Source organism: Burkholderia sp. Ac-20349, assembly GCF_017104865.1.
Taxonomy (GTDB): Bacteria; Pseudomonadota; Gammaproteobacteria; order Burkholderiales; family Burkholderiaceae; genus Burkholderia; species Burkholderia aenigmatica.
The window spans coordinates 1-26,429 of sequence record NZ_JAAGPM010000111.1 but is presented as its reverse complement, the minus strand read 5'-3'; the positions used below and the strand labels follow the sequence as shown (position 1 = coordinate 26,429).

Sequence of the window (26,429 nt, the reverse complement as noted above, 5' to 3'; positions counted from 1 at the left end):
GCACGCGCCGCGCGCCGACGATCGCCTCGACCGCGGTTTCGACATCGGCCGCGTCCAGTTGCGCGCGCGTGTTCTCGATGTTCGCGACGGCCTGGTCGAAGACCGCGTCGATCCATGCGGCGCCACGTGAGCCAGCGCTCGTGCCCTTCGAACACGGGCAGCGAATCGGTCACGGGCAAATCCTCGATCAGCTCGAAGTGCGGTGCGAGCAGCGCATCGAGTTCGGCACGCTCGATTCCGAACGGCGGCCCCTTCGGTTTCGCCGTCAGGAAGAAATAGCCGGCCAGCAAGCCGTCCGTTGGCAGCAACTCGGCCATGCGCGCCGCATAGCCGGCGCGCATGGCCGGCGGCAGCGCGCACAGGAACGCGCGCTCGTACACCCACTGCACGTCGAACGGCGGCCGGTACGCAAAGAAATCGGCCTGCTCGACGACGCCCGCATGCGCGCCGAGCTGCGCCTTCGCGGCAACCACCGCCTGCGCGGCGAAATCGATCGCCCGCACGGGCCAGCCGGCCTGCGCGAGCCACCCGGCCTCCTGCGCACTGCCGCAGCCGGGAATCAGCACCGCGCACGGCTCGAGCCGGTGCGCGAACACACGGAAACCATCCGGCACGCCACCGAATTCCCACGGCGTCATGCCACGCTCGAAACGCTCGTCCCAGAACGATGCGTCGCCGGGATCGCGCGTCGTGAAATCGGCGGCTGCCGGTGTGACGGGTTGCTTCGGATCGGACATCGCCCTGCTCCTTTCGATCATGTGCCGTACGCGAGCGCGAGCAGCACGCGCGCAACGAGCGCCCCGACGCCGACGGCGAGGCCGAAGATCAGCAGCGCCTGCATCAGCCGGTTCGTCCGCTTCTGCTCGACGAGGATCTGCCGCATCAGGTCCTCGCTCGCCGCGCGCGGCGCGTCATGGCGCGCCGCCATCGCGTGATGGATCAGGCGCGGCAGTTGCGGCAGCGTCTTGCTCCACTGCGGCGCTTCGACCTTGAAGCGCTCGTACCAGCCGCGCAGGCCGATCTGCTCGGTCATCCAGCGCTCGAGGTACGGCTTCGCGGTTTTCCACAGGTCCAGCTCGGGGTCGAGCGAGCGGCCGAGCCCCTCGACGTTCAGCATCGTCTTCTGCAGCAGCACGAGCTGCGGCTGGATCTCGACGTTGAAGCGGCGCGACGTCGAGAACAGGCGCATCAGCACCTGGCCGAGCGAGATGTCCTTCAGCGCACGGTCGAAATACGGCTCGCACACCGCGCGGATCGCGCTTTCGAGCTCCTCGACGCGCGTTTCGGGCGGCACCCAGCCCGATTCGAGGTGGAGCGTCGCGACGCGGTGGTAGTCGCGCTTGAAGAACGCGAGGAAGTTCTGCGCGAGGTAGTTCTTGTCGAAATCGGACAGCGCGCCGACGATCCCGAAATCGAGCGCGACGTAGCGGCCGAACGTGTTCGGATCGAGGCTCACCTGGATGTTGCCCGGGTGCATGTCCGCGTGGAAAAAGCCGTCGCGGAACACCTGCGTGAAGAAGATCTCGACGCCTTCGCGCGCGAGCTTCTTGATGTCGACGCCGGCGGAACGCAGCGTCTCGACCTGGCTGATCGGCACGCCGGTCATGCGCTCCATCACGAGCACCTGCGACGTCGAGAAATCCCAGAACATCTCGGGCACGAGCAGCAGGTCGAGGCCCGCGAAATTGCGGCGCAGCTGGCTGCCGTTGGCGGCCTCGCGCATCAGGTCGAGCTCGTCGTGCAGGTACTTGTCGAATTCGGCGACGACTTCGCGCGGCTTCAGGCGCCGGCCGTCTGCCCACATGCGCTCGGTCCAGATCGCGATGTCGCGCATCAGCGCGAGGTCGGAATCGATCACGGACAGCATGTTCGGGCGCAGCACCTTGACGGCCACGGCCTTGCCCGCATGCTGGCCCTGCTTGAGCTTCGCGAAATGCACCTGCGCGATCGACGCGCTCGCGATCGGCTCGCGCTCGAATTCGTCGAACAGCTCGTCGACCGGCGCACCGAGCGACTTCTCGATGATCCCGATCGCGACCGCCGAATCGAACGGCGGCACCTGGTCCTGCAGCTTCGCGAGTTCGTTCGCGAAATCGACCGACAGCAGGTCGCGGCGCGTCGACAGCACCTGGCCGAACTTCACGAAGATCGGGCCGAGGCTTTCGAGCGCGTGGCGCAGCCGCACGGCAGGCGGATCGGAATAACGGCGGCCGATCGTCGTGATCCGCAGCAGCAGCTTCACGCGCCGGTCGTCGATCCGGGACAGCATCACTTCGTCGAGACCAAAGCGGATGACGGTGTAGACAATCTTGATGAAACGGAAAATGCGCATGCCCTGCGGCCCCTCAGTGCGCGCCGCGCGGGCCGGAACCCGTGCGCGCGCCGATTTTTTGTTCGAGTCGCTCGACCCGCTTTTCGACCCGTGCGAGCGCATCGCGTGCGCGCGCCAGTTCGGCGTCGAAGCCGCCGAGCGACGCGCGCCGGACGACTTGCGGGTTCTCGTCGAGCCAGTATTCGGCGACGGAATCGAGCACGTTGCGGCCGGTGCGTCGCGCGCGTGCACCGGCGTCGCGCACGACCGTCGCGATCCGGTATGCCGCCGCGTCGCCGACCAGCTTCGCGAGATCTTCTTCAGGTTCCCAGCGCAGGTGCTCGGCCAGCTTCGCGATCTGCGTCGCGAACTCCGCGTCGCCCTCGATCTTCACGTGCTTCATCACGGCCGCCTGGCCGCCCTGCAGGAACGCGGCGACCGTGTCGCCGGCGAGCGCGATCGACACGTCGACCTGTTGCGCATCGTGCGCGTCGACGGCCGACAGATAGCCGTCGGGCTGCACCAGCAGCGTGAGCGTAACGGGAGGCACGTCGATCCGGGCTGTCTTGCCCGCATACGGAATCAGGCGGTCGCGCGCCCACGATTCGCGGGCGAGCAGGTGATTGACGGCAGCAGCAAAAGGCTTGGCGGCAAAGGTCATCGGACTGGGAAAGAAAAAACCCGCGCAGGCCGGGCGCCCACGCGGGTTTCTATTGTAACGTCGGATCGTCGGCAGACCGTGGCTGACCGCACACCCGGGCGGCAAGCGGTCGCAGTACGGCGGCCGTTGCCCGGGTGTCCGGCGGCGTGGGCCGCCGGTCACGCTCAGTGCGTGTTGATCTGCTGGATGCCCGCGAGCAGCCAGCCCTGACTGCCCGACTTCGACAGGTTCCACACCTCGTCGAACGGCGCGGCCGACGCACTCGCCGATTCGCGGATCAGGCCGTGGAAGCGCACGCTCGCCGACTGCTCGATGCCGCGATCCTCGATCGCGACCAGTTCCGCGTCGAGCTGCACGACGTCGGTCTGGTTCGACTCGTTGCCGCGCGAATCGAGGTCGATCTTGATCTCGGCGAACATTTCGGGCGTCGTGAACTCGCGGATGTCGGCCAGGTTGCCCTGGTCCCACGCGGCCTGCAGGCGCACGAAATAGACCTTCGAGCTGCGCAGGAACGCTTCGGTGTCGAAGCCGGCCGGCACCTGGAGCGGTGCTGCCGCACCCGCCGCCGCCGCGCCGGCGGCCGCGGCACCGCCGCCGAACACGCCTTGCGCTTCGTTCGCGTAGTTGCTGCCGCTGCCCGCGTAGTTGCTGCCGGTGTTGCCCTGCTGGAACGACGGGCTTTGCGAGTAGCCGCCCGACGACGACGCCGAGCCGCCGACCGAGTATGCCGGCTCCTGCGGACGACGGCGGTTCATGAACTTGCGGATCAGCCAGATACCGACCGCCGCGAGCAGCGCGATCACGATGACGTTCGCCATCATGCTGGCGAACGCGCCGCCCATGCCGAAGTGCGACAGCAGCGCCGCGATGCCGAGACCCGCCGCGAGGCCGGCGATCGGCCCGAGCCAGCGCGAGCGGTTGGGCTGCGCGGCCGGCGCCGGAGCGGCCGGGTTCGCACGCTGCGCCTGCGACGGCGCGGCCTGCTGCATCGGCTGCTGCGCGGGCGGCGTGGCTTGGCGCTGCGTGACGGTGGAGTTCTGGCGGCCGATGCTGCGCCCGCCGCCCATGCGCTTGGCTTCGGCGTCGAGCGATGCGAACGTGCCGGCCGTGAGCAGGCCGACCATCAGCAGCGTGCCGACCCGTCGAGCCCACGGCTTCGACGGCTTGCTACGGTTGAACAACGAACGCGATTCGAACATCAATTTCTCCAGATGTAAGACAAATGTATGGGAAGAGCCCCTTAGTACTTGGCTCCCATGTGTAAAGCTACCACGCCACCTGACAAATTGTAATATTTGACGGCATCGAGGCCCGCTTGTTCCATCATCGTCTTCAGCGTGTCCTGGTCGGGGTGCATCCGGATAGATTCAGCAAGATACCGGTAACTTTCAGCATCTTTCGCGAACTTGTCGCCAAGCCACGGTAATACTTTGAAAGAATACAGATCGTACGCTTTTTTCAGCGGATCCCAGACTTTCGAGAATTCCAGCACCATCACGCGGCCGCCGGGCTTCGTCACGCGGCGCATCTCGGCCAGCGCGGCATCCTTGTGCGTCATGTTGCGCAGCCCGAACGCGACCGTGACCACATCGAAGTAGTTGTCCGGAAAGGGAATTTTCTCCGCGTCGCACAGCAGCGACGGCGTCACGATGCCCTTGTCGAGCAGCCGGTCGCGGCCGACGCGCAGCATCGATTCGTTGATGTCCGTGTGCCAGACCTCGCCCGTCGGCCCGGCCGCTTTCTTGAACGACTTGGTCAGGTCGCCGGTGCCGGCCGCGATGTCGAGCACCTTGAAGCCGGGGCGCACGTTCGCCTGCGCGATCGTGAACGCCTTCCACGCACGGTGCATGCCCGCCGACATCAGGTCGTTCATCAGATCGTAGTTGCTCGCAACCGAATGGAACACACCCGCCACTTTCTTCGCTTTTTCGTTTTCCTCGACGCTTTCGAAGCCGAAGTGGGTTTTGCTCATCGCGTTGATCCTCAGTAAATGGCAAGACGGCGCCAAGCGGGCGCCGTCGAATTTCAGTGGCAGTGGCCGTGCGACGCACCCGCCGCCGGCATCGGGGCATCGCGCTCGACGCCCGCCGCCTTCAGTTTGTCGAAATAGTCGCGCCACAGCGCGTCCTGCTGCGTGGCCAGCTCGTACAGCAGATCCCACGAGTAGATGCCGGTCGAATGGCCGTCGGAGAAGGTCGGCTGCAGCGCGTAGTTGCCGACGCCCTCGAGCGCGGTGATCGTCACCTCGCGCTTGCCGGTCTGCAGCGTTTCCTGGCCGGGCCCGTGGCCGCGCACCTCGGCCGACGGCGAATACACGCGCATCAGCTCGAACGGAATCCGGAAACTGTCGCCGTTCGGGTACTGCAATTCGAGCACGCGCGACACCGCGTGCACGACGACGCCGGACGGAATCGGCGTCGTGGAAGTCAAACCGCTCATGGCTGCCTCGAATCGGTCATGCGTTGAATTTCCTCGCGCACCGCATTGTGCAGCAGCGAGGCCTGCGCGGCGCGCGTGCGCAGCAGCGCCTCGGACACGCTGCGCTGGCGCGGCGCCCATACGGGCTGCGGAAAATGGGCGTCGTTGGAAAAGCGCGGAATCACGTGCCAGTGCACGTGCGGCACCATGTTGCCGAGGCTCGCGAGATTCACCTTGTTCGGCTGCATCACGCGGCGCACGGCCCGCTCGACCGCGTAGACCACGCGCATAAGATGTGCCCGCTCGGGCTCGCCGAGATCGGAGAACTCGGCCACGTGCGCGCCCCAGATCACCCGGCAGAAGCCCGGATACTCGTGCTCGCCCGTCGCGAGGACGACGCGCACCGCATCGTCCCGCCAGAGCACCTCGCCGCCGTCTTCACGGCAAAACACGCATTCCATCGTCGCTCCCATGTGGACGGGCGCCGGCATTGCTGCGCCGGCGCCCGCTCATTCCTGGCCCGGTCGGGCGGTCGTCATGCCCGCATTAGACCAGCACGCGCTCGATCCCGCCATTGTTCGCACGTGCGACATAATCGGCCATCCAGTTCTCGCCGAGTACCTGACGCGCGATTTCGACCACGATGTAGTCGGCTTCGAGGTTCGCATCCTCGCTGTAGCGCGACAGGCCCTGCAGGCACGACGGGCAGCTGGTCAGGATCTTCACGTCCGGGCCGTTCGCGGCCGCGGCGGCCGGCACCGGCGCGTTGCCGGCCACGACCGGGATGCTGCGCAGCTTCGCGGCACCCTTGCGGATCTCCTCTTCCTTGCGGAAGCGAACCTGCGTCGAGATGTCCGGACGCGTGACCGCGAGCGTGCCCGATTCACCGCAGCAACGCTCGTTCTTCTCGATCTTGTAGCCGTCCTTCTCCGAGCCCATCAGCTCGTTGACGAGCTTCACCGGGTCCATCGTCTTGATCGGCGTGTGGCACGGGTCGTGATACATGTAGCGCGTGCCCGACACGCCATCCAGCTTCATCCCCTTCTCAAGCAGGAACTCGTGGATGTCGATGATCCGGCAGCCCGGGAAGATCTTGTCGAATTCGTAGCCCGCGAGCTGGTCGTAGCAGGTACCGCACGACACGACCACCGTCTTGATGTCGAGGTAGTTCAGCGTGTTCGCGACCCGGTGGAACAGCACGCGGTTGTCGGTGACGATCTTCTCGGCCTTGTCGTACTGGCCCGAGCCGCGCTGCGGATAGCCGCAGCACAGATAGCCCGGCGGCAGCACGGTCTGCACGCCGGCTTCCCACAGCATCGCCTGCGTCGCGAGGCCGACCTGCGAGAACAGGCGCTCGGAGCCGCAGCCCGGGAAGTAGAACACCGCTTCCGAATCGACGGTGGTCGACTTCGGGTTGCGGATGATCGGCACGATCTTGTTGTCCTCGATGTCGAGCAGCGCGCGCGCCGTCTTCTTCGGCAGGTTGCCCGGCATCTTCTTGTTGACGAAGTGGATCACCTGCTCGACCACCGGCGGCTTGCCGACCGTGGCCGGCGGGTGCTGCGTCTGCTTCGTCACGACCTTCTTCAGCATGTCGTTCGCGAAGCGCTGCACCTTGTAGCCGGCGCCCATCATCACGCTGCGCGCGACGTTGATCGTCTGCGGGTTGGTCGCGTTCAGGAAGAACATGCCCGCCGCATTGCCGGCGTTGAACTTCTTCTTGCCCATCTTGCGCAACAGGTTGCGCATGTTCATCGTGACGTCGCCGAAGTCGATCTTCACCGGGCACGGCGTCGCGCACTTGTGGCACACCGTGCAGTGGTCGGCCACGTCGTTGAACTCGTCCCAGTGCTTGATCGACACGCCGCGGCGCGTCTGTTCTTCGTACAGGAACGCCTCGACCAGCAGCGACGTCGCGAGAATCTTGTTGCGCGGGCTGTACAGCAGGTTCGCGCGCGGCACGTGCGTCGCGCACACCGGCTTGCACTTGCCGCAGCGCAGGCAGTCCTTCACCGAATCGGCGATCGCGCCGATGTCGGACTGCTTCATGATCAGCGACTCGTACCCCATCAGCCCGAAGCTCGGCGTATACGCGTTGCGAAGATCGGCGCCTTCGAGCAGCTTGCCCTTGTTGAAGCGGCCGTTCGGGTCGACCCGCTGCTTGTACGCGCGGAATTCGGCGATCTCGTCGTCGGTCAGGAACTCGAGCTTCGTGATGCCGATGCCGTGCTCGCCGGAAATCACGCCGTCGAGCGAGCGCGCGAGCGTCATGATGCGTGCGACCGCCGCGTGGGCGTCCTGCAGCATCTCGTAGTTGTCGGAGTTGACCGGCAGGTTGGTGTGGACGTTGCCGTCGCCCGCGTGCATGTGCAGCGCGACGAACACGCGGCCGCGCAGCACCTGCTTGTGGATCGCCTGCGCCTCGTCGAGGATCTGCTTGAACGCGCCGCCGTTGAAGATCGCGCGCAGTTCCGCGCGGATCTCCTGCTTCCACGAGATCCGCACCGTGCGGTCCTGCGTGATGTGGAACACGGTCGCGCCCGGCTGCTCGTCGGCGCGGTCCGCGAACTTCTCGGCGAGCGCCTCGTAACCGAGCTGCACGAGGTAGTGCTGCGCCTCGCGCAACGGCTGGTCGAGCCGGTCGCGCACGAATTCCCAGCGGGCGCGCACGCGGCTGAGCAGTTCCAGCGCCTGCTGGACACGGTCTTCGAGCAGTTCGGCGCTCGGGATCTCGTTCGCGTCGTCGGTCTTGCCGAGCGGCAGGTTGCCGGCGCGGAAAAACGCTTCCAGCGCGTCGACGAGCTGCAGCTTGTTCTTCAGCGACAGCTCGATGTTGATTCGCTCGATGCCGTCGGTGTACTCGCCCATCCGGTTCAGCGGGATCACGACGTCTTCGTTGATCTTGAACGCGTTCGTGTGCTTCGCGATCGCGGCCGTGCGGCTGCGGTCGAGCCAGAAGCGCTTGCGCGCCTCCGCGCTGACCGCGACGAAGCCTTCGCCGCTCTTGCCGTTCGCCATCCGGATCACTTCGGACGTCGCGTGCGCGACCGCATCGGCATCGTCGCCGACGATGTCGCCGATCAGCACCATCTTGGGGAATGCGTTGCGCTTGCTCTTGGTCGCGTAGCCGACCGCGCGCAGATAGCGCTCGTCGAGGTGCTCGAGGCCCGCGAGGATCGCGCCGCCCTGCTTCGACGTTTCGAACAGGTAATCCTTGATCTCGACGATGCTCGGGATCGCTTCGCGCGCCTGGCCGAAGAACTCGAGACAGACGGTGCGCGTGTGCGCGGGCATCTTGTGCAGCACCCAGCGCGCGGACGTGATGAGCCCGTCGCAGCCTTCCTTCTGCACGCCCGGCAGGCCCGCGAGGAACTTGTCGGTCACGTCCTTGCCGAGGCCTTCCTTGCGGAACCGGCGGCCTTCGATCTCGAGCATCTCGCTCTTCAGCAGCTTCTCGCCCGGCGCGTACGCGCCGTCGAACCACTTCAGCTCGAAACGCGCGACCGCGATGTCGTGGATCTTGCCCTGGTTGTGCTCGTGGCGCGTGACTTCGAGCCAGTTGCCGTCCGGGTCGACCATCCGCCACCAGGCCAGGTTGTCGAGCGCGGTGCCCCACAGCACGGCCTTCTTGCCGCCCGCGTTCATCGCGACGTTGCCGCCGATGCACGATGCGTCGAGCGAGGTCGGATCGACCGCGAACACGTAGCCGGCCGCTTCCGCCGCCTCGGTCACGCGGCGCGTGACGACGCCCGCGCCGGAGAAGATCGTCGGCACCTTGTGCGCGACGCCCGGCAGCTCGGTCAGCTCGACCGCGCCGAGTTGTTCCAGTTTTTCGGTGTTGATCACCGCCGAGAACGGCGTGAGCGGCACCGCGCCGCCCGTGTAGCCGGTACCGCCGCCACGCGGGATCACGGTCAGCCCGAGCTCGAAGCAGGCCTTGATCAGCCCCGCGATCTCGGCTTCGGTATCGGGGGTCAGCACGACGAACGGGTATTCGACGCGCCAGTCGGTCGCGTCGGTCACATGCGACACGCGCGACAGCCCGTCGAAGCGGATGTTGTCCTTCTGCGTGCAGCGGCCGAGTGCCTTGGTCGCGCGGCGGCGCAGGTCGGCCATCTTCTCGAATTCGTCGGCGAACTCGTTGACCGCGCGCTGCGCGGCGGTTTCGAGCATCTCGACGCGCACCGCGCGTTCGCGGCCCGCGTCGTCGCGGTGCGCGGTGAGGTCCGCGCTGCGGCGCTTGCCGATTTCGGTCAGGCGGTGGTTCAGCGCCTCGATCAGCAGCGCGCGGCGCTTCGGGTTGTCGAGCAGGTCGTCCTGCAGGTACGGGTTGCGGCGCACGACCCAGATGTCGCCGAGCACTTCATACAGCATCCGTGCCGAGCGGCCCGTGCGGCGCTCGGCGCGCAACTCGTCGAGCACCGACCACGCCTCTTCGCCGAGCAGGCGGATCACGATCTCGCGATCCGAGAAGGACGTGTAGTTGTAGGGAATCTCGCGCAAGCGGGGCGCGGGGTCGGCGGCGACGGCAGCAGCCGCGCCATGCGGATCGAAAACTTGTGGTGCGTTCATGTTCGGACGACTCGGAGGGCCGATACACCGTGCACGGGCGTCGGCAAGCGCGTAGGCGCAATCTTGGGGAAATCTGTTCTGTTACCAGGCGCGCGGCTGTCCTTCATGGGGCCGGAGCGGGCGACTCGCCCCTCCTGGCCGGCGACAGGGCCTGGCGGCACTCGGAACCATCAGCACGATCGCGCGCGGCGCGCATGCCGCTCCGCCGCGGGGGTGGCTGCGCGCGGCGTCGGCTTCAACGGGGCGATCCGAGGGTGCCTCTGCATCTTCCGATCCTTGATTCAAAACGGAATTCTAACCCATGATCGGGCCACGCGTGACACGTCGGACAGGTCGTGGGGCTATCGCCGCGAGCCGCGCCAGGCGGGGCTCGGCGCGATTTCGTGCGACCATTCGCCGTCCGTCCGGTCGGTAACCGTGCAGTTAAACCGGTAAAAAAGCCGCGCAAGCTCGCCGACGCACCGCCCGTACGGCCCGCCAAGCGCGCGCTCGGCATGCCGCTTGCATGCGGGCGGACCCTTGGCGCTATCATTGATCTTTTACCGTCTGCTTCCGCACTGCACGCGAGCGCCCATGGCATCCCACGATTACCTGAAGAAAATCCTCACCGCGCGCGTCTACGACGTCGCGATCGAGACGGAACTCGAATCCGCCCGCAACCTGTCGGCCCGGCTGCGCAACGCCGTCTACCTGAAGCGCGAGGACAACCAGCCGGTGTTCTCGTTCAAGCTGCGCGGCGCGTACAACAAGATGGCGCACATTCCGGCGGACGCGCTCGCGCGCGGTGTGATTACGGCGTCGGCCGGCAATCACGCACAGGGTGTCGCGTTCTCGGCGGCCCGGATGGGCGTCAAGGCCGTGATCGTCGTGCCCATTACGACGCCGCAGGTGAAGGTCGATGCGGTGCGCGCGCACGGCGGCCCGAGCGTCGAGGTGATCCAGGCCGGCGAGTCGTACAGCGACGCGTATGCGCATGCGGTCAAGGTGCAGGAAGAGCGCAGTCTCACGTTCGTCCACCCGTTCGACGATCCGTACGTGATCGCCGGCCAGGGCACGATCGCGATGGAAATCCTGCGCCAGCATCAGGGCCCGATCCACGCGATCTTCGTGCCGATCGGCGGCGGCGGGCTCGCGTCTGGCGTTGCGGCCTACGTGAAGGCGGTGCGCCCGGAGATCAAGGTGATCGGCGTGCAGGCCGAGGACTCGTGCGCGATGGCGCAGTCGCTCAGCGCGGGCAAGCGCGTCGAGCTGAGCGAGGTCGGCCTGTTCGCGGACGGCACCGCCGTGAAGCTGGTCGGCGAAGAAACCTTCCGGCTCTGCAGTGAATATCTCGACGGCGTCGTGACGGTCAACACCGACGCACTGTGCGCGGCGATCAAGGACGTGTTCCAGGACACGCGCAGCGTGCTCGAACCGTCCGGCGCGCTCGCGGTCGCCGGCGCGAAGCTCTACGCGGAACGCGAAGGCATCGAGAACCAGACGCTCGTCGCGGTCACGTCCGGCGCAAACATGAACTTCGACCGGATGCGCTTCGTCGCCGAGCGCGCGGAAGTGGGTGAAGCGCGCGAAGCCGTGTTCGCGGTCACGATCCCCGAGGAGCGCGGCAGCTTCAAGCGCTTCTGCTCGCTGGTCGGCGACCGCAACGTCACCGAGTTCAACTACCGGATCGCCGATGCGCAGGCCGCGCACATCTTCGTCGGCGTGCAGATCAAGCGCCGCGGCGAATCGGCCGAGATCGCCGCGAATTTCGAATCGCACGGCTTCAAGTCCGTCGACCTGACGCACGACGAACTGTCGAAGGAACACATCCGCTACATGGTGGGTGGCCGTTCGCCGCTCGCGCTCGACGAGCGCCTGTTCCGTTTCGAATTCCCGGAACGGCCGGGCGCGCTGATGAAGTTCCTGTCGTCGATGGCGCCGGACTGGAACATCAGCCTGTTCCACTACCGCAACCAGGGCGCGGACTACAGCTCGATCCTCGTCGGGCTGCAGGTGCCGCAGGCCGATCGCGCCGAATTCGAACGCTTCCTCGCGGCACTCGGCTATCCGTATGTCGAGGAAAGCGCCAACCCGGCTTACCGCCTCTTCCTGTCGTAAAGGCGTCACGCATGAATCCCGAACATTCCCCGCTCGGCAAGGCCACCGTCTACGCCGCCCAGTACGACGCGTCGCTGCTGTTCCCGATCCCGCGCGCCGGCGCGCGCGAACAGCTCGGCATCACGTCGGCGCTGCCGTTCTTCGGCACCGACATCTGGAACGCCTACGAGCTGTCGTGGCTCAACGCGCGCGGCAAGCCGCAGATCGCGGTGGCGACCTTCTACGTGCCGGCCGAATCGCCGAACATCGTCGAATCGAAGTCGTTCAAGCTGTATCTCGGCTCGTTCGCGCAAACGAAATTCGACTCGATCGACGCGGTGCGCGACACGCTGAAGCGCGACGTCTCGGCCGCGTGCGGCGCGACCGTCTCCGTGCAGCTGGTGTCGCCGCACGATTTCGGCAAGCTCGAAATGGACGAACTCGACGGGCTGTCGCTCGACCGGCTCGACCTCGACACCGACGTGTACGAACCCGACCCGTCGCTGCTGTCGGCCGCCGAGGACGAAGCGCCGGTCGAGGAGACGCTCGTGTCCGACCTGCTGCGCTCGAACTGCCCGGTCACCGGCCAGCCGGACTGGGGCAGCGTGCAGATCCACTACGTCGGGCCGCAGATCGATCACGCGGGCCTGCTGCGCTACATCATCTCGTTCCGCAATCACACGGGCTTTCACGAGCAGTGCGTCGAGCGGATCTTCCTCGACATCCTGCATGCGTGCAAACCGGTAAAGCTCGCGGTGTATGCGCGCTATACGCGCCGCGGCGGGCTCGACATCAACCCGTTCCGCACCAACTACAACCAGCCGATGCCGGACAACGCGCGCAACGCGCGGCAGTGACGGCGGCGGGCGGCCGCCGCGGGTTGCAGTGGGCAACGCGCAGCCGCCACCCCGGACAAAAACAGCCCGGCCGGAATCAACCAGCCGGGCTGTTTTTCATTGCGCGGAAACGCGCGAACGACCCTCACCCGCTCACCGGCCGCTCCGGGAGAATCTCCACCAGGCGCAACAGGTAGCCGTCGGGATCCTGCACCAGCATCTCGACCTGGCCATGTTCGATCTCGTCCTCCCGATACCAGGACGTGCGCGGTTCGACGAACAGCGTCACGCCCGCGGCGCGAATCCGGTCGAGGATGGGGTCGAGCGCATCGACCTCGATCTGCAGATTGATCCCGCGCCCGAACGGCGGCTCCAGCGGGCCGGTCAGCCAGCCCTCCGGGCTGTACTGCTCGAGCATCAGCTGGGCCCGCCCGAATTCAAGATAGGCGAAGCCGTCTTCCGGGCGCTCGAAGCGAATCCGGAATCCCAGCACGTCACGATAGAAGCGAATGCTTCCGGCAAGGTCCGAGCAGATCAGCTCCGGCACCAGCGCAGCCCATTCCATGCATGTCATCTCCGTATGGTCATGCGGCACATTACCTGAACGAATCGGATGCGTTGCGGCGGTTGCCGCTTTGGGAACACCGCCCGCCGGTCGACCCGTGGCCGGCACATGAAAAAAACGGGCCCGACGCACATGAATGCGCCGGGCCCGTTGCGTAGCGGCTCGCCGTGGCGGCGTTACTTTGCCGGCGCCTTGTACGCGATGCAGTCAACCTCGACCTTGCAGTCGATGACCATGCTCGACTGCACGCACGCGCGTGCCGGCGGATGCTCGCCGAAGTACGAGATGAACACCTTGTTGAACGACGCGAAATCGCGCGCGTCGTCGAGCCACACGCCGCAGCGCACGACGTGCTCGAGGCCGTAGCCGGCTTCCTTCAGGATCGCGATCACGTTCTCGATCGTCTGCTTCGACTGCGTGACGATGCCGCCTTCGACGACCTCGCCGTTCACCATCGGCGTCTGGCCCGACACGTACAGCCAGCCGTCAGCCTCGACCGCGCGTGCGAACGGCATCACCTGGCCGCCGGTCCCCTTCGCTTCGCCTACGCCATATCGCTTCATCGTTTCACTCCTTGTTTCGGTTACGGATGCGCGCGCCGACGATGGCGCGCGCGGCAGATCGGAACAACCACCGCGTTCAGAACGCGGCGTCGGCACTCGCCGGCACGCGCTCGCCGCGCGCGACGAAGCCGCCGGCGCGCTCGCCGGTCGGCTGGCCGTTTTCATAAGTGAGCACGCCGTTCACCCACACGGCGTCGATCCCGTGCGCGGGCTGCTGCGGCTTCTCGAACGTCGCGGCGTCGATCACGATCGCCGGGTCGAACAGCACGAGATCCGCGTGGTAGCCCACGTGCACCTCGCCGCGTCGCGCGATCCCGTAGCGGCGCGCGGACAGCGACGTCATCTTGCGGATCGCCTCCTCGAGCGGCAGCAGGTTCGTGTCGCGCACGTAATGGCCGAGCACGCGCGGGAACGCGCCCCACAGCCGCGGGTGCGGCAGCGGATCGTTCGGCAGGCCGTCGGAGCCGACCATCGTCGCGGGATGCGACAGGATCCGGCGCACGTCGTCCTCGGACATGTTGTGGTACACCGCGCCCGCCGGGCGGATGCGCTGCGCGGCTTCCTGCTCGGTCACGCCCCACTCGGCCGCGATCGCCTTCAGCAGCTTGCCGGCCACTTCCGGGTGCGGCTCCGACCACGTGATCGTGATGTCGATGTCGCCCGTCACCTGCTTCATGTCGAGCGTCGACGAGCTGCGGCTGTACGGATAGCAGTCGCAACCGACCGGCTGGTAGCGGCGCGCGCCTTCGAGCGACGCGAGCACTTCGGTGCTGCGCCCCCAGTTCGACGGGCCCGCGCACTTCAGGTGCGAGATCACGACCGGCACGCGCGCATGGCGGCCGACCTGGTACGCCTCTTCCATCGCGTCGAGGATCGCGTCGAACTCGGTGCGCATGTGCGTGGTGTACAGCGCGCCCGCGTTCGCAAGCGGCTCGGCGAGCGCCATCACCTCCTCAGTCGGCGCCGCGAACGCGGAGCCGTACGCGAGGCCCGACGACAGGCCAAGCGCGCCGTTCGCGAGCGCCTCCTCGAGCTGCACGCGCATGCCGGCGATCTCGTCGTCGGTCGCCGCGCGGTCGAGGCGGTCCATCTGGTTGTTGCGCAGCGCCGTGTGGCCGACGAGCGCCGCGACATTCACGGCCGGACGCGCGTCGTTCACGGCCGCGACGTAGTCGGCGAAGGTCGGGTACAGGAACGCACCGCGCTCGCCGAGCAGGTTCATCGGGTCGGGCGGATCGCCCGCGAGCGTCACTGGCGACGCGCTGATCCCGCAGTTGCCGACGATCACGGTCGTCACGCCCTGCGAGATCTTCGGGATCATCTGCGGCGCGCGGATCACGTGCGTGTCGTCGTGCGTGTGCACGTCGACGAAACCCGGCGCGAGCGCGCGGCCGTTCGCATCGACGACGTTCTCGGCCAGCCAGTTCGACAGGTTGCCGATCGCCGCGATCACGCCGTTGCGGATCGCGACGTCGCGCGTGACGGGCGGCGCGCCGGTACCGTCGTAAAGCTGCGCGCCGACGATCAGCGTATCGGCGGCTTCGGGATGCGAATGCATGGTCAGTCTCCTACCGGTTGACGGTCTCCGCCGCCGCGGTGCGCATCGAGCGCGTGCTTGATACGGCGCAGCGATTCTCGGCCCGCATCGCCGAGCCGCAATGCGACTCCGGTGACGAGCACGTCGATCGCCATCATCATCGCGTAGCGCGATGTCGACGGCTTGTAAATGAAATCGGTTTCGAACGCGACGACCGGGATCAGGTGGTCGGCCAGCTTCGCGAGCGGCGACGCCGGCGCGGTGATCGCGATCAGCTTCGCGCCGTAGCGCTTCGCGAGCCGGCAGCTCTCGAGCAGCTCGGGCACGCGCCCGCTCACCGACAGCGCGACCACGACGGTATCGCGCGACAGCGTCGCGGCCACCATCCGCTGCAGCACGCTGTCCTGATAGCTCGCGACCGGCCGGCCGAAGCGCACGAGCCGGAAGCGCAGCTCGTCGGCGAGTGCGGTCGAGCCGCCGCCCTGCCCGTACACGTAGGTCATCTTCGCGCTGGCGAGCAGGTCGGCCGCTTCCTCGAACGACGTATTGCGCAGCAACTGATGGTTGTGCGCGAGCGCCACGCGGATCTCGTCGTAGACCATCGACGCGGGGCTCGTGTCGTCTGCCGGCGTCTCGTCGGACGGCACCAGGAAGCGCTGGCCGACGGCCGCCGCCTGCGCGACCAGCACCTTCAGTTCGCGCACGTCGCGGCAGCCGACGGCCTTCGCGAAACGCGTGACCGTCGCGACGCTGACCTCCGCATCGCGCGCGAGCGCGCCGATGCTCGCATGCGCGGCGCGCGCCAGATCGGCGAGGATGAACGCGGCGACCTTGCGCTCGGCTTCGCGCAGCTCGGGCGCGCATTCGGCGATCCGCGCGACGATGTCGAGGACCGGCGGAGCAGCCGGAGCCGGATGGCGCTCGGCGGCGAGCGGAGCGGACGGGGGAGCGGGCGTATTCATCTGCGGAAAAGGGTGCGAAGCTCGATGTTACTAAATAACATCACCGCGCCGATGCTACTTTCTGTACCATCGGCGTGTCAACTTCAGTGCAATGCATAGTGATGATGGAGCGGGATGACATGAAAGTTACAAACTATCAGGAAGCGACGATCGATCCGTTCGGCAAGGGCCTCGGCAATCTGCCGAGCGCGAGCGTGCCGCTCGGCGACGCAGGCCGACTCGAGTGGAACCTGCTCGCGGAAGACGTCAGCCTGCCGGCCGCCGTGCTTTACGAGGATCGCATCGAACACAACCTGAACTGGATGCAGGCATTTGTCCAGAAGTACGGCGTCAAGTTTGCGCCGCACGGCAAGACGACGATGGCGCCGCAACTGTTCCGCCGCCAGCTCGACGCCGGCGCGTGGGGCATCACGCTCGCGACCGCGCACCAGACGCAGGCCGCGTATCACGGCGGCGTGCGGCGCGTGCTGCTCGCGAACCAGCTGGTCGGCCGCCAGAACATGACGATCATCGCCGGGCTGCTGTCCGATCCCGATTTCGAATTCTTCTGTCTCGTCGATTCGGCGGAGAGCGTCGACCAGCTCGGCCGCTTCTTCGGCGCATTGAAGAAGCCGCTGAACGTGCTGCTCGAGCTCGGCGTGCCGGGCGGCCGCGCGGGCGTGCGCGATGCCGCGCAGCGCGAGGCCGTGCTCGCCGCGATCGCGCGCTATCCGGACACGCTGAAGCTGGCCGGTATCGAACTCTACGAAGGCGTGCTGAAGGAGGAAGGCGAGATCCGCACGTTCCTGCAGGAAGCGGTCGCGCTCACGCGCGAGCTCGCCGAAGCAGGCCGCTTCGCGCGTACGCCGGCGATCCTGTCCGGTGCCGGTTCGGCCTGGTACGACGTGGTCGCGGAAGAATTCGCGAAGGCGTCCAACGCCGGCTTCGCGGAAGTCGTGCTGCGTCCGGGCTGCTACCTGACGCACGATGTCGGGATCTACAAGAAGGCGCAAACCGACGTGTTCGCGCGCAACCCGATCGCACGCACGATGGGCGAAGGGCTGCTGCCCGCGCTGCAGCTGTGGGCGTACGTGCAGTCGGTGCCGGAGGCCGATCGCGCGATCGTCGCGCTCGGCAAGCGCGACGCGGCGTTCGACGCGGGGCTGCCGGAGCCGGCGCGCCACTTCCGCCCGGGCCGCGACACGGCACCGCGCGACGTCGCCGCCGCCGAAGGCTGGGCCGTCACCGGGATGATGGACCAGCACGCGTACCTGCAGATCCCGCCGGGCGCGGACGTGAAGGTCGGCGACATGGTCGCGTTCGACATCTCGCACCCGTGCCTGACGTTCGACAAGTGGCGCCAGGTGCTCGTGCTCGATCCGCAGTTCAGCGTGACGGAAGTCGTCGAAACCTTCTTCTGACGCACCGCGCACGCACCGCCCCGCCGCTCGCGCGGGGCGGCCGTCACGCGCGCTTCAAGCGGCCGGAGTACACTGCGCTTTCGTCCTCGGGGCCCCAGGCGGGCGTTGCATTCGCCTGTCGCGCGGGCCCTCAACGCAGCTCCACTGGAGAAAGCCATGGCCGCGAAGAAGATCCTGTTCCTGACCGGCGATTTCGCCGAAGACTACGAAACGATGGTGCCGTTCCAGGCGCTGCAGGCCGTCGGCCACCACGTCGATGCAGTCTGCCCGGGCAAGCGCGCGGGCGACAAGATCAAGACCGCGATCCACGATTTCGAGGGCGACCAGACCTACACCGAGAAGCCCGGCCACCAGTTCACGCTGAACGCGGCGTTCGACGATGTCGACGCATCGCGCTACGACGCGCTCGCGATCGCGGGCGGCCGTGCTCCCGAATACCTGCGACTCGATCCGAAGGTGATCTCGCTCGTGCGCGAGTTCGCCGAAGCCGGCAAGCCGATCGCCGCGATCTGCCACGCGGCGCAACTGCTCGCGGCGGCCGACGTGATCCGCGGCAAGCGCATCTCGGCCTACCCGGCGTGCGCGCCCGAGGTGAAGCTCGCGGGCGGCGAATACGCGGACATCCCGGTCGACGCGGCCGTGACCGACGCACCGTTCGTCACCGCGCCCGCCTGGCCCGCGCATCCGGCCTGGCTCGCACAGTTCCTCGTGCTGCTGGGCACGCGCATCGAGCTTTGAACCTGAAGGGAATTGAGATGAAATGAAGGGCCGGGCCGGCGGCGTATTCGCGCCGCCCTGCCCCGCGCTTCAGCGCGCGGCCGGCGTCGAGCCGACGTCCGCGATCCGCGACTCCAGCATCGCCAGCGCGCCCGACAGCGCATTCAGCACGTCGTCCGGCAATTGCGCCATCGTCTGCTCGAGAAACGCCTTGCGGCGCGGCAGGCACGTGTCGAACGCGGCGCGGCCTTCGTCCGTCAGCGTCACGTTGGTCACGCGATTGTCGCGTGCGTCGGATTCACGCTGGATCCAGCCGAGCGCGTCGAGCGACTTCAACTGGCGCGTAAGCGCGCCCGGATCGACGCGCAGCACTTCGACGAGCTTCTTCTGCGACGAATGCCCGCCCATCGTGTGCAACGCGACCATGATGCGCCAGCGCGGCATCGGCTGCCCGACCTGCGCCTCGAACGCGGTCATGAACGCGCGATACGTGCGTCCGAATTGCTGCAAGATCGCGACGCGGTCCTGTTCTTCCATGCGCTCAGTTCTACTCGTTCAATCGTTCAGTCGGCCGCGACATGCGGTTCGATCTTGCGCCGCAGCGCGATGGGCGGCACGCGGCGGCATTGCCACACCGACACGACGGCGACGACGGCCGCCATCGCGACGCCCAGGTGAATCGCGCTGACGAGCGATTCGCGGGCCGCTTCCAGCAGCAGCGCGCCATTATGCCCGGCACGCGTCAGCTCCGCGACCAGGCCGCCCTGCGCCGCGCGATCGATCAGGATCTGCGGATCGGCGAGCTGCGCGTGCCACTGCATCGCGTGGTCGGCCGACAGCGCATTGCGCACGCCGCCCGAATACATCTGGTTGACGAGCGTGCCGGTCAGCGCGGTGCCGATCATCCCGCCGACCATCCGCAGCGACTGCAGCAGCGCGGTCGCGATGCCGAGGTGCTCGCGGCCGGCCGTCTGCTGCGCGAAGACGGTGAGGTTCGGCAGCACGAAGCCGAGCCCGATGCCGCCCGCGACCATCAGCGCCATCAGCACCCACTTCGGCGTCGTGTGGGTCGACACGACGATGCCCGCGCAGGTGATCGCGAACAGCACGAAGCCGACGTGCAGCATCGCGTTCGGATTGCGGATGCGCGTGACGACCCGGCCGTTCATGATGCTGCCGATCGTGATGAACACGACGAGCGGCGTGATCACGAGCCCCGCCTCCTTCGGCGACATCCCGAACCCGCCCTGGAACAGCAGCGGCGCGTAGAACAGCAGCGAGAACATCGAGAAGCCGGCGAGGATCGCCAGCACGAAGAGCGCCGACAGCGCGCGGTTGCCGAACATGTCGAACGGCAAAATCGGCTGCGCGCAGCGCCGCTCCCAGTGCCACAGGCCGAAGCCGGCCGCGACCGCGACGACGAGCAGCAGCGACGCCCAGCTCGCGACACCGTACTTCGGCAGCCATTCGACGAACAGTTGCAGCGCGCCGAGCGACAGCGCGATCAACAGCGCGCCCGGCCAGTCGAGCCGCATCTTGCGATCGTGCTCGACCTGGCGCAGGTGCGGCAGGTAGCGCCACACGAACAGCAGCGACAGCAGGCCGACCGGCAGGTTCACGTAGAACACCGAGCGCCAGCCGAACGACTGGGTCAGCACGCCGCCGAGCGACGGGCCGACTGCGTTCGCGATGCCGAACGCGGAGCTCATCAGCACCTGCCAGCGCAGCCGCACGACGGAATCGGGGAACAGGTCGGGAATGCACGCGAACGCGGTGCCGACCAGCATCCCGCCGCCGATCCCCTGCAGCCCGCGCGCGAGCACGAGCATCAGCATGTCGTTCGCCATCCCGCACAGCACGGACGCGCCGGTGAACACGACGATCGACACGATGACGAACGGCTTGCGGCCGTAATAATCGCCGAGCCGGCCGAAGATCGGCACCGTGATCACGGAACTGAGCAGGTACGAGGTCGCGACCCACGCGTACAGGTCGAACCCGCGGAGCTCGGCGACGATGGTCGGCAGCGCGGTGCCGACGACGGTCTGGTCGAGCGCGACGAGCATGGTGACAAATGAGATCCCGATCATCGCCAGCAGCGATTCGCGGAACGGCAGGACTTGCCCACTCGAATGATGGGCGGCAGTATGGACGGCCATTTTTTGTTGGCGCAACTTTTGACGAGTCAAACAATCTCAAAATTCTAGCACGCCGGAGTAATCTAGGCTGGCGACGGTCAAACTCACTCAGACCGCCAAGGAGAATGATGGAACCGATTTCAATTACCCCCGCGACCACGCTGTCGCAGGAGGATCGGGACGCGCTGTGGCGCGCGAAGCAGGTGCTGGAAAGCCCGTCGCTGACGATGAAGCTGACGGGCATGCTGGGCGCGCCGGTCGAGAAAATGATCGCCCGGCTGCCGGATTTCGCGACCGGCAAGATCAACGATGCGACGCAGCTCGCGCTGCGCAAGTGCCTGAACATCGCGCTGCGCACGCTCGGCAAGCCGCCCGCGCCGGACGCCGAGCCCGACAAGCCGAGCAACCTGCTGCACAAGCTCGCGGTCGCGACGACCGGCGCGGCGGGCGGAGCGTTCGGCTTTCTCGCGCTGCCGGTCGAACTGCCGGTCACGACCACGCTGATCTTCCGCTCGGTGTGCGACATCGCGCGCAGCGAGGGCGAAGACCTGAGCTCGGTCGATACGCAGCTGCAATGCCTGGCCGTGCTCGGCATGGGTGGCAACCCGGACAAGCAGGAAGAGGACGCCGATCTCGGCTATTTCGTGCTGCGCGGCGCACTCGCGCAGGCGATCTCGAAGGCGTCGTCGGACATCACGACGAAGGGCATCGCCGCGCACAGCTCGGCGGCCGTATTCAAGCTCGTGCAGACGGTGGCGTCGCGCTTCTCGGTGCAGGTGACCGAGCAGATGGCCGCGAAGTCGATTCCGGCGATCGGCGCCGTGCTCGGCGCGACCGTCAATACGCTGTTCATCGACCATTTCCAGCAGATGGCGCACGGCCACTTCACCGTCCGCCGGCTCGAGCGCAAGTACGGCTCGGTGGCCGTCAAGGCCGCCTATCAGGCAATCGACGCCTCGCCGGCACGCTGAACCGCACGCTCGACCGCGACGCGGCGCAGGAACGCGGCCGCGCGGTCGAGCGCGTCGCGCGCTTCCGGCACCATCGGCGTGTACAGCTGCCACACGTGCGGCATGTCCGGCCACACCTCGATCTCCACCGCCACGCCGGCCGCCTTCGCCTTCTCGGCGACGCGGCGCGAATCGTCGAGCAGTACCTCGGTGCTGCCGACCTGGATATACAGCGGCGGCAGGCCCGTGAAATCCGCGTAGAGCGGCGACGCGTACGGATTCGTCCCCGGCTCGTCGCCCAGGTACAGCTTCGCGGCCTTCGACAACGCCGCACCCGCGAACATCGGATCGGCGCCATCGTTCGTGCGCAGCGTGGCGCCGGTGGCGGCCAGGTCGGTCCACGGCGAGAACAGGATCGCGCCGGCCGGCAGCGGCTCGCCGCGGTCGCGCAGCGCGACGAGCGTCGCGAGCGCGAGGCCGCCGCCCGCCGAATCGCCGCCGAGCACGATCGACTCGGGCGGGATGCCGAGCGCCAGCAGTTGCCGGTACGCGGCCAATGCGTCGTCGAGCGCAGCCGGGAAGCGGTTTTCCGGCGCCAGCCGGTAGTCGAGCGAGAACGAGCGCACGCCCGCACGCTTCGTCAGGCCGAACACGAGCGGCCGGTGGGTCCTCGTCGAACAGAAGTAATAGCCGCCGCCGTGGATGTACAGCAGCGTGCGGCCGGACCCGCGGCCTGCAACCGAGTCGGTGCGTTCGAGCCATTCGCCGCGCAGCGGCGCGTCGCCCGGGCCATAGCACTGGCGCAACCGGTAGCCCGATGGCGCACGGCGCGGCACGTACATCCGCAGGTCGGTAAAGCGCCGTGCGCGGGCGGGATCGAGCACCTCGCGCGTAGTCTCGGGACGGAACTGCCAGCGCAGCAGCCAGCAGGCGAACTTGCTTTGCCAACTCATCGGACGCACTCCGTAATCGCAGTGTGACGATGGTACGTGCGATCGCTCCCGCACCACTCGACAGGTGCCTCTATTTGACATCCTCCCGCGCCTGAAGGCTCGGGATTCCTACCGCGTTTGAAACGATGATGCTTGTCTCAGGCCGCCTCGGCGGGTTCCTGCTTCACGGAGCGGCCCGACTGCACCGGCTCTCCACCGGCTGCAACGCGGTGCCCCCGCGCCAGTATGTCGATCGCACCGACCACATCGGCATGGCCCTCATGACCGCACGCGACACAGCGGAATGCCGCCTGCGTCTGCCGGTTTTCGGCGCGCACGGATCAAACGCCGGCACTCAGTTCGCCGGCATCACCTGGCCGCGGATCTCGCCGGCCGGGTGGTCCTTCGTATGGACGTTGAAGTACCACTTGCCGCCCATCAGGTCGGTGACCTGCGCGTCGGTGAGCTCCTTCGAACCCTTGATCGGGCTCGCCAGCTCGTCCTTCGGAATCGGCACCTGCACGCCCGCGTTCTGGCCGACCGGTGCGGGCCCGTGGAAGTGCGCGGCGGTGGCCGGCCCCGTGAGGTGTTCGTAAGTGACCTTCCACTGCAGCATGTGCGTGGCCGTGTCGTAGGTGGCCTCGACGTCGCCCGAGCCCTTGGTCGCCGTCGGCGGCACTTCGCTCGACGGCTGGAGATTGGCGGACAGGCGCACCGTTTCGGCGGCGGCGCTGCCGGCGGCCAGCACGCCCGCGAGTAACGCGACCTGGAGCAAACGCAGCTTGAGCATGGACTCTCCTTGTACGACGTGGTACGCCGCCCGAGCGGGGGCGTCAGACAAGATGGTAGTCGATCGCCGCTGATCCGGGCATCCACCGAACGGCCATGCTGCGAATCGCCGCAGCGCGCACGGCCGGCCATCTCGCGCGGCGCACGACGCGTCAGTCTGCGTCAACCTGGAATGGACCTTTGCAGCCAGATGACTGAATCCGCGCACGGCCTTTCGCTACACTTCGTCTCACAGTTGCTTGTTTCCTTCGTCCGAAGGAGTCTGCGAGTATTCACGCGGCCGCCCGGCCGCGTTTTTTTTGCGCGCGCCGCCGGATCGATCCGGCTCACACCGTATCAAGCATGACGAAGCGATCTCGCCGCTTCGCGTCACGCGCGATAGCCGGGATCGATGCGATCGACGATACGCTGCAGCGCATCGAACGCGTCCTGCCCCGCGCCATGCTTCGGATCGAAATTCAGCGAATCGCGCACGCACCCTTCGAGCACGGGCGGCGCGATCGACAGCGCATCGCCGATCGCATGCGTGGCGACCTGCACCTCGCACGCGCGATTGAGCAGCCACATCAGCGAGAACGTCTGCGCGAGCGTCGCGCCGATCGTCACGGGCCCATGATTGCGCAACAGCAGCACGGGCCGGCCGCCGGCGCTCTCGACGATGCGCCGCCCCTCTTCGAGATGCACGGTGATGCCCTCGAAGTCGTGATACGCGATCTTCCCGTACAGCTGCGCCGAATAGAAATTCGAGAACGACAGCCCGTCGCGCGAACAGCACACGGCCATCGTCGGCGTCGTGTGCACGTGCATCACGCAGTGCGCGTCGGGCAGCGCCGCATGGATCGCGCTGTGGAACGTGAAGCCGGCCGGGTTGATCGGCCAGTCGGAATGACCGATCACGTTGCCGTCGATGTCGATCTTCACGAGGTTCGACGCGCACACCTCGCGGTAATGGAGCCCGAACGGGTTGATCAGGAAATGTCCATCCTCGCCCGGCACGCGCAGCGAGATATGGTTGTAGATCAGCTCGGTCCAGCCGAGATGGTCGAAGATGCGGTAGGCCGCCGCGAGCTGCACGCGCGCCTGCCATTCGGCTTCGGAGAAACGCGCGGGACGCGTGAACGGCTGGTTCGGGACACGTTGCATGGGGGAGGCTCCGGTTGCGGGCGCATGGCGCGGCTGTACGGCCGTGCGCCCTGTCTCCTGGCGCCGCGCAGGATCAAATCGCGGCCCGGTTCGTCTGGCCGCCCGGACCCTTGAATGCGGCTGCCGGCGGCACCTTCACGATGCAACGATAGTTGCGCGCACAACCATATCACCTTTCCCCGCGCATCGGTATCGCGGGTTTTGCCGGAGCGCCCTGCCCGCTTCCGCCCCTTTTACAGCTGATCGTCGACCGGCAGCAGCATGAACACGCCGGTCATCAGGTTGCGCAGCAGCCCCGCATGCGGATCGACGTGGTACGTGCTCGGCACGCCGTCGTCGACGCCGGTCCATTCCAGTTCGGGCGTGCCGCCGCCCGGCGGCGTCACAAGGCTCACGCGATAGCTGTCGTCGGGCTGCGTCACGCGCGCGAAGATCGTCGCGACCTGCTGCGCGAGCGCCGGGCTGTGGATCACCAGCGCCAGCTCGGTATTCAGGTTCGCCGAGCGCGGATCGAGGTTCATCGAGCCGATCACGAGGATCTTCCGGTCGATCACGTACGCCTTCGCGTGCAGGCTCGCGCGCGAACGCGAGCCGAACAGCCGCGCCCGCCGCCGGCCCGGCTCCGCCTTGAACTCGTACAGCTCGACGCCGTGCTGCAGCAGCGGCACGCGGTACGGCCCGTAGCCGGCCTGCACGGCCACCGCATCGGTCGCGGCGAGCGAATTCGTCAGGATCGCGACCCGCACGCCGCGCGCGGTCGTCTCGCCGAGGATCTTCACGCCCGCGTCGTGCGGCACGAAGTACGGCGAGAACGCGAGGAATTCCTGCTGCGCGTGGCGCGTCAGCTCGACGAGCCGCTGCATCGGCGGGCTCACGTAGCCGGTCGGCTGCGCGACCTTGTCCGGCGCGTCGACCTCGAATTCGGCCGGCGCCCACACGAGCCCGAGCTCGTCGCGTGCAATCTGCTGCGCGAGCGGCGTCGCGTTCAGCGGCTTCGCGTTGTACGGCTCGGCGTTCTTGCGCCAGTGGGCGCGCAGCTCGTCGCGCATCGCGTCGAGGTCCTTCGCGTCGAACGACTGGTGGTTCAGCTCGCGCAGCGGATAGCTGCTGCCACTCGCCCAGTAGGTGTCGAAGCTTCCGGAGACGTCGTTCGTCACGGGGCCCGCGGCGAGCACGTCGAGATCGCGGAACTGCAGCGTCGGACTCGCGCTGAAGTATTCGTCGCCGAGATTGCGCCCGCCGACGATCGCGATCTGGTTGTCCGCGATCATCGCCTTGTTGTGCATCCGGCGCGTGAAGCTGTCGATCCGCGTGAAGAAGTTGGTCGTGCGCTCGACCATCCCCTGCTGCGACGCGCCGAACGGGTTGAACACGCGGATCTCGATGTTCGGGTGCGTGTTCAGCGCGGCCATCACGCGATCGATGTCGCGGAAGTTCAGATCGTCGACCAGCATCCGCACGCGCACGCCGCGATCGGCCGCGTACAGCGCCGCGCCGAGCAGCAGCTTGCCGGTCGTATCCTCGGTCGCGATGTAGTACTGCATGTCGAGCGTCTTCGTCGCCGCCCGCGCGAGTGCGATGCGCATCTGCAGCGCCGACGCGCCGTCGGCCAGCAGCCGGAAGCCCGACTGGCCCGGATGGGCGGCTTCGGGTGCGGCGAGCGCGTCGTGCAGCGGCGTCGCGGTGTCGGGCGACAGCGCACGGGACACGGGGCGATCGAGCGCGGTGGCGGGCGGGGACAGTCTGGCAAAGACGGCTTCAAACGCCGGCGCCCTTGGCGGGGCGCGCGGCGGCATGGATTCGGAAACGATCGATTATACGGGATCGGGGCCGGCTTCCGGGCAAAGCGCCGGCAAAGC

Annotated in this window: 22 protein-coding genes and 3 pseudogenes; 5 read left to right on the top strand and 20 right to left on the bottom strand. The window is 67.3% G+C overall.

Translation table 11 applies throughout. From position 1 onward, the window contains the following. The 9 genes and pseudogenes from G3N61_RS28500 to G3N61_RS28460 all read right to left on the bottom strand — a co-directional run. Positions 1-133: pseudogene (locus tag G3N61_RS28500) on the bottom strand (MurR/RpiR family transcriptional regulator); the annotation flags it as partial. After that, positions 117-737: pseudogene (locus tag G3N61_RS28495) on the bottom strand (SAM-dependent methyltransferase); the annotation flags it as partial. The pseudogenes G3N61_RS28500 and G3N61_RS28495, both read right to left, overlap by 17 nt. A 17-nt stretch (positions 738-754) precedes the next feature. Continuing rightward, complete coding sequence (gene ubiB / locus G3N61_RS28490) at positions 755-2,332, bottom strand: ubiquinone biosynthesis regulatory protein kinase UbiB (RefSeq protein ID WP_043190583.1); 1,578 nt, start codon at positions 2,330-2,332, stop codon at positions 755-757. Positions 2,333-2,345: 13 nt separating this feature from the next. Next, on the bottom strand, positions 2,346-2,972 hold the full coding sequence (locus G3N61_RS28485) for an SCP2 sterol-binding domain-containing protein (protein WP_006487883.1): 627 nt from the start codon (positions 2,970-2,972) through the stop codon (positions 2,346-2,348). 164 nt (positions 2,973-3,136) lie between these two features. Further along, complete coding sequence (locus G3N61_RS28480; RefSeq protein WP_043190581.1) at positions 3,137-4,171, bottom strand: TIM44-like domain-containing protein; 1,035 nt, start codon at positions 4,169-4,171, stop codon at positions 3,137-3,139. Positions 4,172-4,212: 41 nt separating this feature from the next. After that, a complete protein-coding gene (gene ubiE / locus G3N61_RS28475) occupies positions 4,213-4,944 on the bottom strand; it encodes a bifunctional demethylmenaquinone methyltransferase/2-methoxy-6-polyprenyl-1,4-benzoquinol methylase UbiE (RefSeq protein WP_043190578.1) in 732 nt (243 codons plus the stop codon). Positions 4,945-4,997: 53 nt separating this feature from the next. Next, a complete protein-coding gene (locus tag G3N61_RS28470; protein WP_043190575.1) occupies positions 4,998-5,411 on the bottom strand; it encodes a DUF971 domain-containing protein in 414 nt (137 codons plus the stop codon). Next, positions 5,408-5,851, bottom strand: a complete 444-nt coding sequence (locus tag G3N61_RS28465; protein WP_043190772.1) for an HIT family protein — start codon at positions 5,849-5,851, stop codon at positions 5,408-5,410. Before G3N61_RS28465 ends, G3N61_RS28470 begins: the two co-directional genes overlap by 4 nt. Before the next feature lie 85 nt (positions 5,852-5,936). Beyond that, positions 5,937-9,962, bottom strand: a complete 4,026-nt coding sequence (locus tag G3N61_RS28460; RefSeq protein ID WP_205824119.1) for a DUF3683 domain-containing protein — start codon at positions 9,960-9,962, stop codon at positions 5,937-5,939. 573 nt (positions 9,963-10,535) lie between these two features. Between G3N61_RS28460 and ilvA the strand changes: the two genes are divergently transcribed. Together ilvA and queF are read left to right on the top strand one after the other, a co-directional pair. Continuing rightward, on the top strand, positions 10,536-12,059 hold the full coding sequence (gene ilvA / locus G3N61_RS28455) for a threonine ammonia-lyase, biosynthetic (protein WP_043190570.1): 1,524 nt from the start codon (positions 10,536-10,538) through the stop codon (positions 12,057-12,059). A gap of 11 nt (positions 12,060-12,070) precedes the next feature. Then, entirely contained in the window at positions 12,071-12,895 is an 825-nt protein-coding gene (queF, locus tag G3N61_RS28450) for an NADPH-dependent 7-cyano-7-deazaguanine reductase QueF (RefSeq protein ID WP_175956303.1), read from the top strand. Positions 12,896-13,019: 124 nt separating this feature from the next. On the opposite strand, the gene G3N61_RS28445 is transcribed toward queF, so the two are convergent. The 4 genes from G3N61_RS28445 to G3N61_RS28430 all read right to left on the bottom strand — a co-directional run bounded on the left by G3N61_RS28445 (position 13,020) and on the right by G3N61_RS28430 (position 16,501). Next, positions 13,020-13,439: a VOC family protein gene (locus tag G3N61_RS28445; RefSeq protein WP_205824118.1), complete on the bottom strand. Its 420-nt coding sequence runs from the start codon at positions 13,437-13,439 to the stop codon at positions 13,020-13,022. Positions 13,440-13,615: 176 nt separating this feature from the next. Continuing rightward, positions 13,616-14,002: a RidA family protein gene (locus G3N61_RS28440; protein WP_011353171.1), complete on the bottom strand. Its 387-nt coding sequence runs from the start codon at positions 14,000-14,002 to the stop codon at positions 13,616-13,618. A gap of 76 nt (positions 14,003-14,078) precedes the next feature. Beyond that, entirely contained in the window at positions 14,079-15,560 is a 1,482-nt protein-coding gene (locus tag G3N61_RS28435) for a D-aminoacylase (protein ID WP_043190565.1), read from the bottom strand. 2 nt (positions 15,561-15,562) lie between these two features. Continuing rightward, positions 15,563-16,501: a MurR/RpiR family transcriptional regulator gene (locus G3N61_RS28430; protein WP_043190562.1), complete on the bottom strand. Its 939-nt coding sequence runs from the start codon at positions 16,499-16,501 to the stop codon at positions 15,563-15,565. 119 nt (positions 16,502-16,620) lie between these two features. Here G3N61_RS28430 and G3N61_RS28425 point away from each other — a divergent pair, with 119 nt between their 5' ends. Further along, entirely contained in the window at positions 16,621-17,901 is a 1,281-nt protein-coding gene (locus G3N61_RS28425) for an amino acid deaminase (protein WP_043190560.1), read from the top strand. Between the two features lie 156 nt (positions 17,902-18,057). Beyond that, positions 18,058-18,639, top strand: coding sequence for a DJ-1/PfpI family protein (locus G3N61_RS28420; protein WP_039360134.1), 582 nt, complete (start codon positions 18,058-18,060; stop codon positions 18,637-18,639). Between the two features lie 69 nt (positions 18,640-18,708). Here G3N61_RS28420 and G3N61_RS28415 read toward each other — a convergent pair whose 3' ends face one another. Then, on the bottom strand, positions 18,709-19,155 hold the full coding sequence (locus G3N61_RS28415; protein ID WP_205824117.1) for a MarR family transcriptional regulator: 447 nt from the start codon (positions 19,153-19,155) through the stop codon (positions 18,709-18,711). A gap of 26 nt (positions 19,156-19,181) precedes the next feature. Continuing rightward, positions 19,182-20,777, bottom strand: a complete 1,596-nt coding sequence (locus G3N61_RS28410) for an MDR family MFS transporter (RefSeq protein WP_043190556.1) — start codon at positions 20,775-20,777, stop codon at positions 19,182-19,184. Between the two features lie 107 nt (positions 20,778-20,884). On the opposite strand from G3N61_RS28410, the gene G3N61_RS28405 reads away from it, so the two are divergent. Then, complete coding sequence (locus G3N61_RS28405; protein ID WP_043190554.1) at positions 20,885-21,727, top strand: EcsC family protein; 843 nt, start codon at positions 20,885-20,887, stop codon at positions 21,725-21,727. On the opposite strand, the gene G3N61_RS28400 is transcribed toward G3N61_RS28405, so the two are convergent. The 5 genes and pseudogenes from G3N61_RS28400 to G3N61_RS28380 all read right to left on the bottom strand — a co-directional run bounded on the left by G3N61_RS28400 (position 21,697) and on the right by G3N61_RS28380 (position 26,366). Next, complete coding sequence (locus G3N61_RS28400; protein WP_205824116.1) at positions 21,697-22,659, bottom strand: alpha/beta hydrolase; 963 nt, start codon at positions 22,657-22,659, stop codon at positions 21,697-21,699. The two genes, G3N61_RS28405 and G3N61_RS28400, sit on opposite strands and share 31 nt — an antisense overlap. A gap of 137 nt (positions 22,660-22,796) precedes the next feature. After that, positions 22,797-22,970 (bottom strand): annotated as a pseudogene (locus G3N61_RS28395) (zinc ribbon domain-containing protein); the annotation flags it as partial. 23 nt (positions 22,971-22,993) lie between these two features. Further along, positions 22,994-23,428, bottom strand: a complete 435-nt coding sequence (locus G3N61_RS28390) for a CHRD domain-containing protein (RefSeq protein WP_043190550.1) — start codon at positions 23,426-23,428, stop codon at positions 22,994-22,996. 368 nt (positions 23,429-23,796) lie between these two features. After that, a complete protein-coding gene (locus tag G3N61_RS28385) occupies positions 23,797-24,570 on the bottom strand; it encodes a class II aldolase/adducin family protein (protein WP_089451259.1) in 774 nt (257 codons plus the stop codon). A 233-nt stretch (positions 24,571-24,803) separates the two neighbouring features. Next, on the bottom strand, positions 24,804-26,366 hold the full coding sequence (locus tag G3N61_RS28380; RefSeq protein ID WP_205824115.1) for a phospholipase D family protein: 1,563 nt from the start codon (positions 26,364-26,366) through the stop codon (positions 24,804-24,806). Between the last annotated feature and the right edge of the window lie 63 nt (positions 26,367-26,429).

Excerpts from the sequence above, each read along its gene's own strand:
- ubiB (WP_043190583.1), bottom strand. The coding sequence starts at position 2,332 with ATGCGCATTTTCCGTTTCATCAAGATTGTCTACACCGTCATCCGCTTT.
- G3N61_RS28485 (WP_006487883.1), bottom strand. The coding sequence starts at position 2,972 with ATGACCTTTGCCGCCAAGCCTTTTGCTGCTGCCGTCAATCACCTGCTC.
- G3N61_RS28480 (WP_043190581.1), bottom strand. The coding sequence starts at position 4,171 with ATGTTCGAATCGCGTTCGTTGTTCAACCGTAGCAAGCCGTCGAAGCCG.
- ubiE (WP_043190578.1), bottom strand. The coding sequence starts at position 4,944 with ATGAGCAAAACCCACTTCGGCTTCGAAAGCGTCGAGGAAAACGAAAAA.
- G3N61_RS28470 (WP_043190575.1), bottom strand. The coding sequence starts at position 5,411 with ATGAGCGGTTTGACTTCCACGACGCCGATTCCGTCCGGCGTCGTCGTG.
- G3N61_RS28465 (WP_043190772.1), bottom strand. The coding sequence starts at position 5,851 with ATGGAATGCGTGTTTTGCCGTGAAGACGGCGGCGAGGTGCTCTGGCGG.
- G3N61_RS28460 (WP_205824119.1), bottom strand. The coding sequence starts at position 9,962 with ATGAACGCACCACAAGTTTTCGATCCGCATGGCGCGGCTGCTGCCGTC.
- ilvA (WP_043190570.1), top strand. The coding sequence starts at position 10,536 with ATGGCATCCCACGATTACCTGAAGAAAATCCTCACCGCGCGCGTCTAC.
- queF (WP_175956303.1), top strand. The coding sequence starts at position 12,071 with ATGAATCCCGAACATTCCCCGCTCGGCAAGGCCACCGTCTACGCCGCC.
- G3N61_RS28445 (WP_205824118.1), bottom strand. The coding sequence starts at position 13,439 with ATGGAATGGGCTGCGCTGGTGCCGGAGCTGATCTGCTCGGACCTTGCC.
- G3N61_RS28440 (WP_011353171.1), bottom strand. The coding sequence starts at position 14,002 with ATGAAGCGATATGGCGTAGGCGAAGCGAAGGGGACCGGCGGCCAGGTG.
- G3N61_RS28435 (WP_043190565.1), bottom strand. The coding sequence starts at position 15,560 with ATGCATTCGCATCCCGAAGCCGCCGATACGCTGATCGTCGGCGCGCAG.
- G3N61_RS28430 (WP_043190562.1), bottom strand. The coding sequence starts at position 16,501 with ATGAATACGCCCGCTCCCCCGTCCGCTCCGCTCGCCGCCGAGCGCCAT.
- G3N61_RS28425 (WP_043190560.1), top strand. The coding sequence starts at position 16,621 with ATGAAAGTTACAAACTATCAGGAAGCGACGATCGATCCGTTCGGCAAG.
- G3N61_RS28420 (WP_039360134.1), top strand. The coding sequence starts at position 18,058 with ATGGCCGCGAAGAAGATCCTGTTCCTGACCGGCGATTTCGCCGAAGAC.
- G3N61_RS28415 (WP_205824117.1), bottom strand. The coding sequence starts at position 19,155 with ATGGAAGAACAGGACCGCGTCGCGATCTTGCAGCAATTCGGACGCACG.
- G3N61_RS28410 (WP_043190556.1), bottom strand. The coding sequence starts at position 20,777 with ATGGCCGTCCATACTGCCGCCCATCATTCGAGTGGGCAAGTCCTGCCG.
- G3N61_RS28405 (WP_043190554.1), top strand. The coding sequence starts at position 20,885 with ATGGAACCGATTTCAATTACCCCCGCGACCACGCTGTCGCAGGAGGAT.
- G3N61_RS28400 (WP_205824116.1), bottom strand. The coding sequence starts at position 22,659 with ATGAGTTGGCAAAGCAAGTTCGCCTGCTGGCTGCTGCGCTGGCAGTTC.
- G3N61_RS28390 (WP_043190550.1), bottom strand. The coding sequence starts at position 23,428 with ATGCTCAAGCTGCGTTTGCTCCAGGTCGCGTTACTCGCGGGCGTGCTG.
- G3N61_RS28385 (WP_089451259.1), bottom strand. The coding sequence starts at position 24,570 with ATGCAACGTGTCCCGAACCAGCCGTTCACGCGTCCCGCGCGTTTCTCC.
- G3N61_RS28380 (WP_205824115.1), bottom strand. The coding sequence starts at position 26,366 with ATGCCGCCGCGCGCCCCGCCAAGGGCGCCGGCGTTTGAAGCCGTCTTT.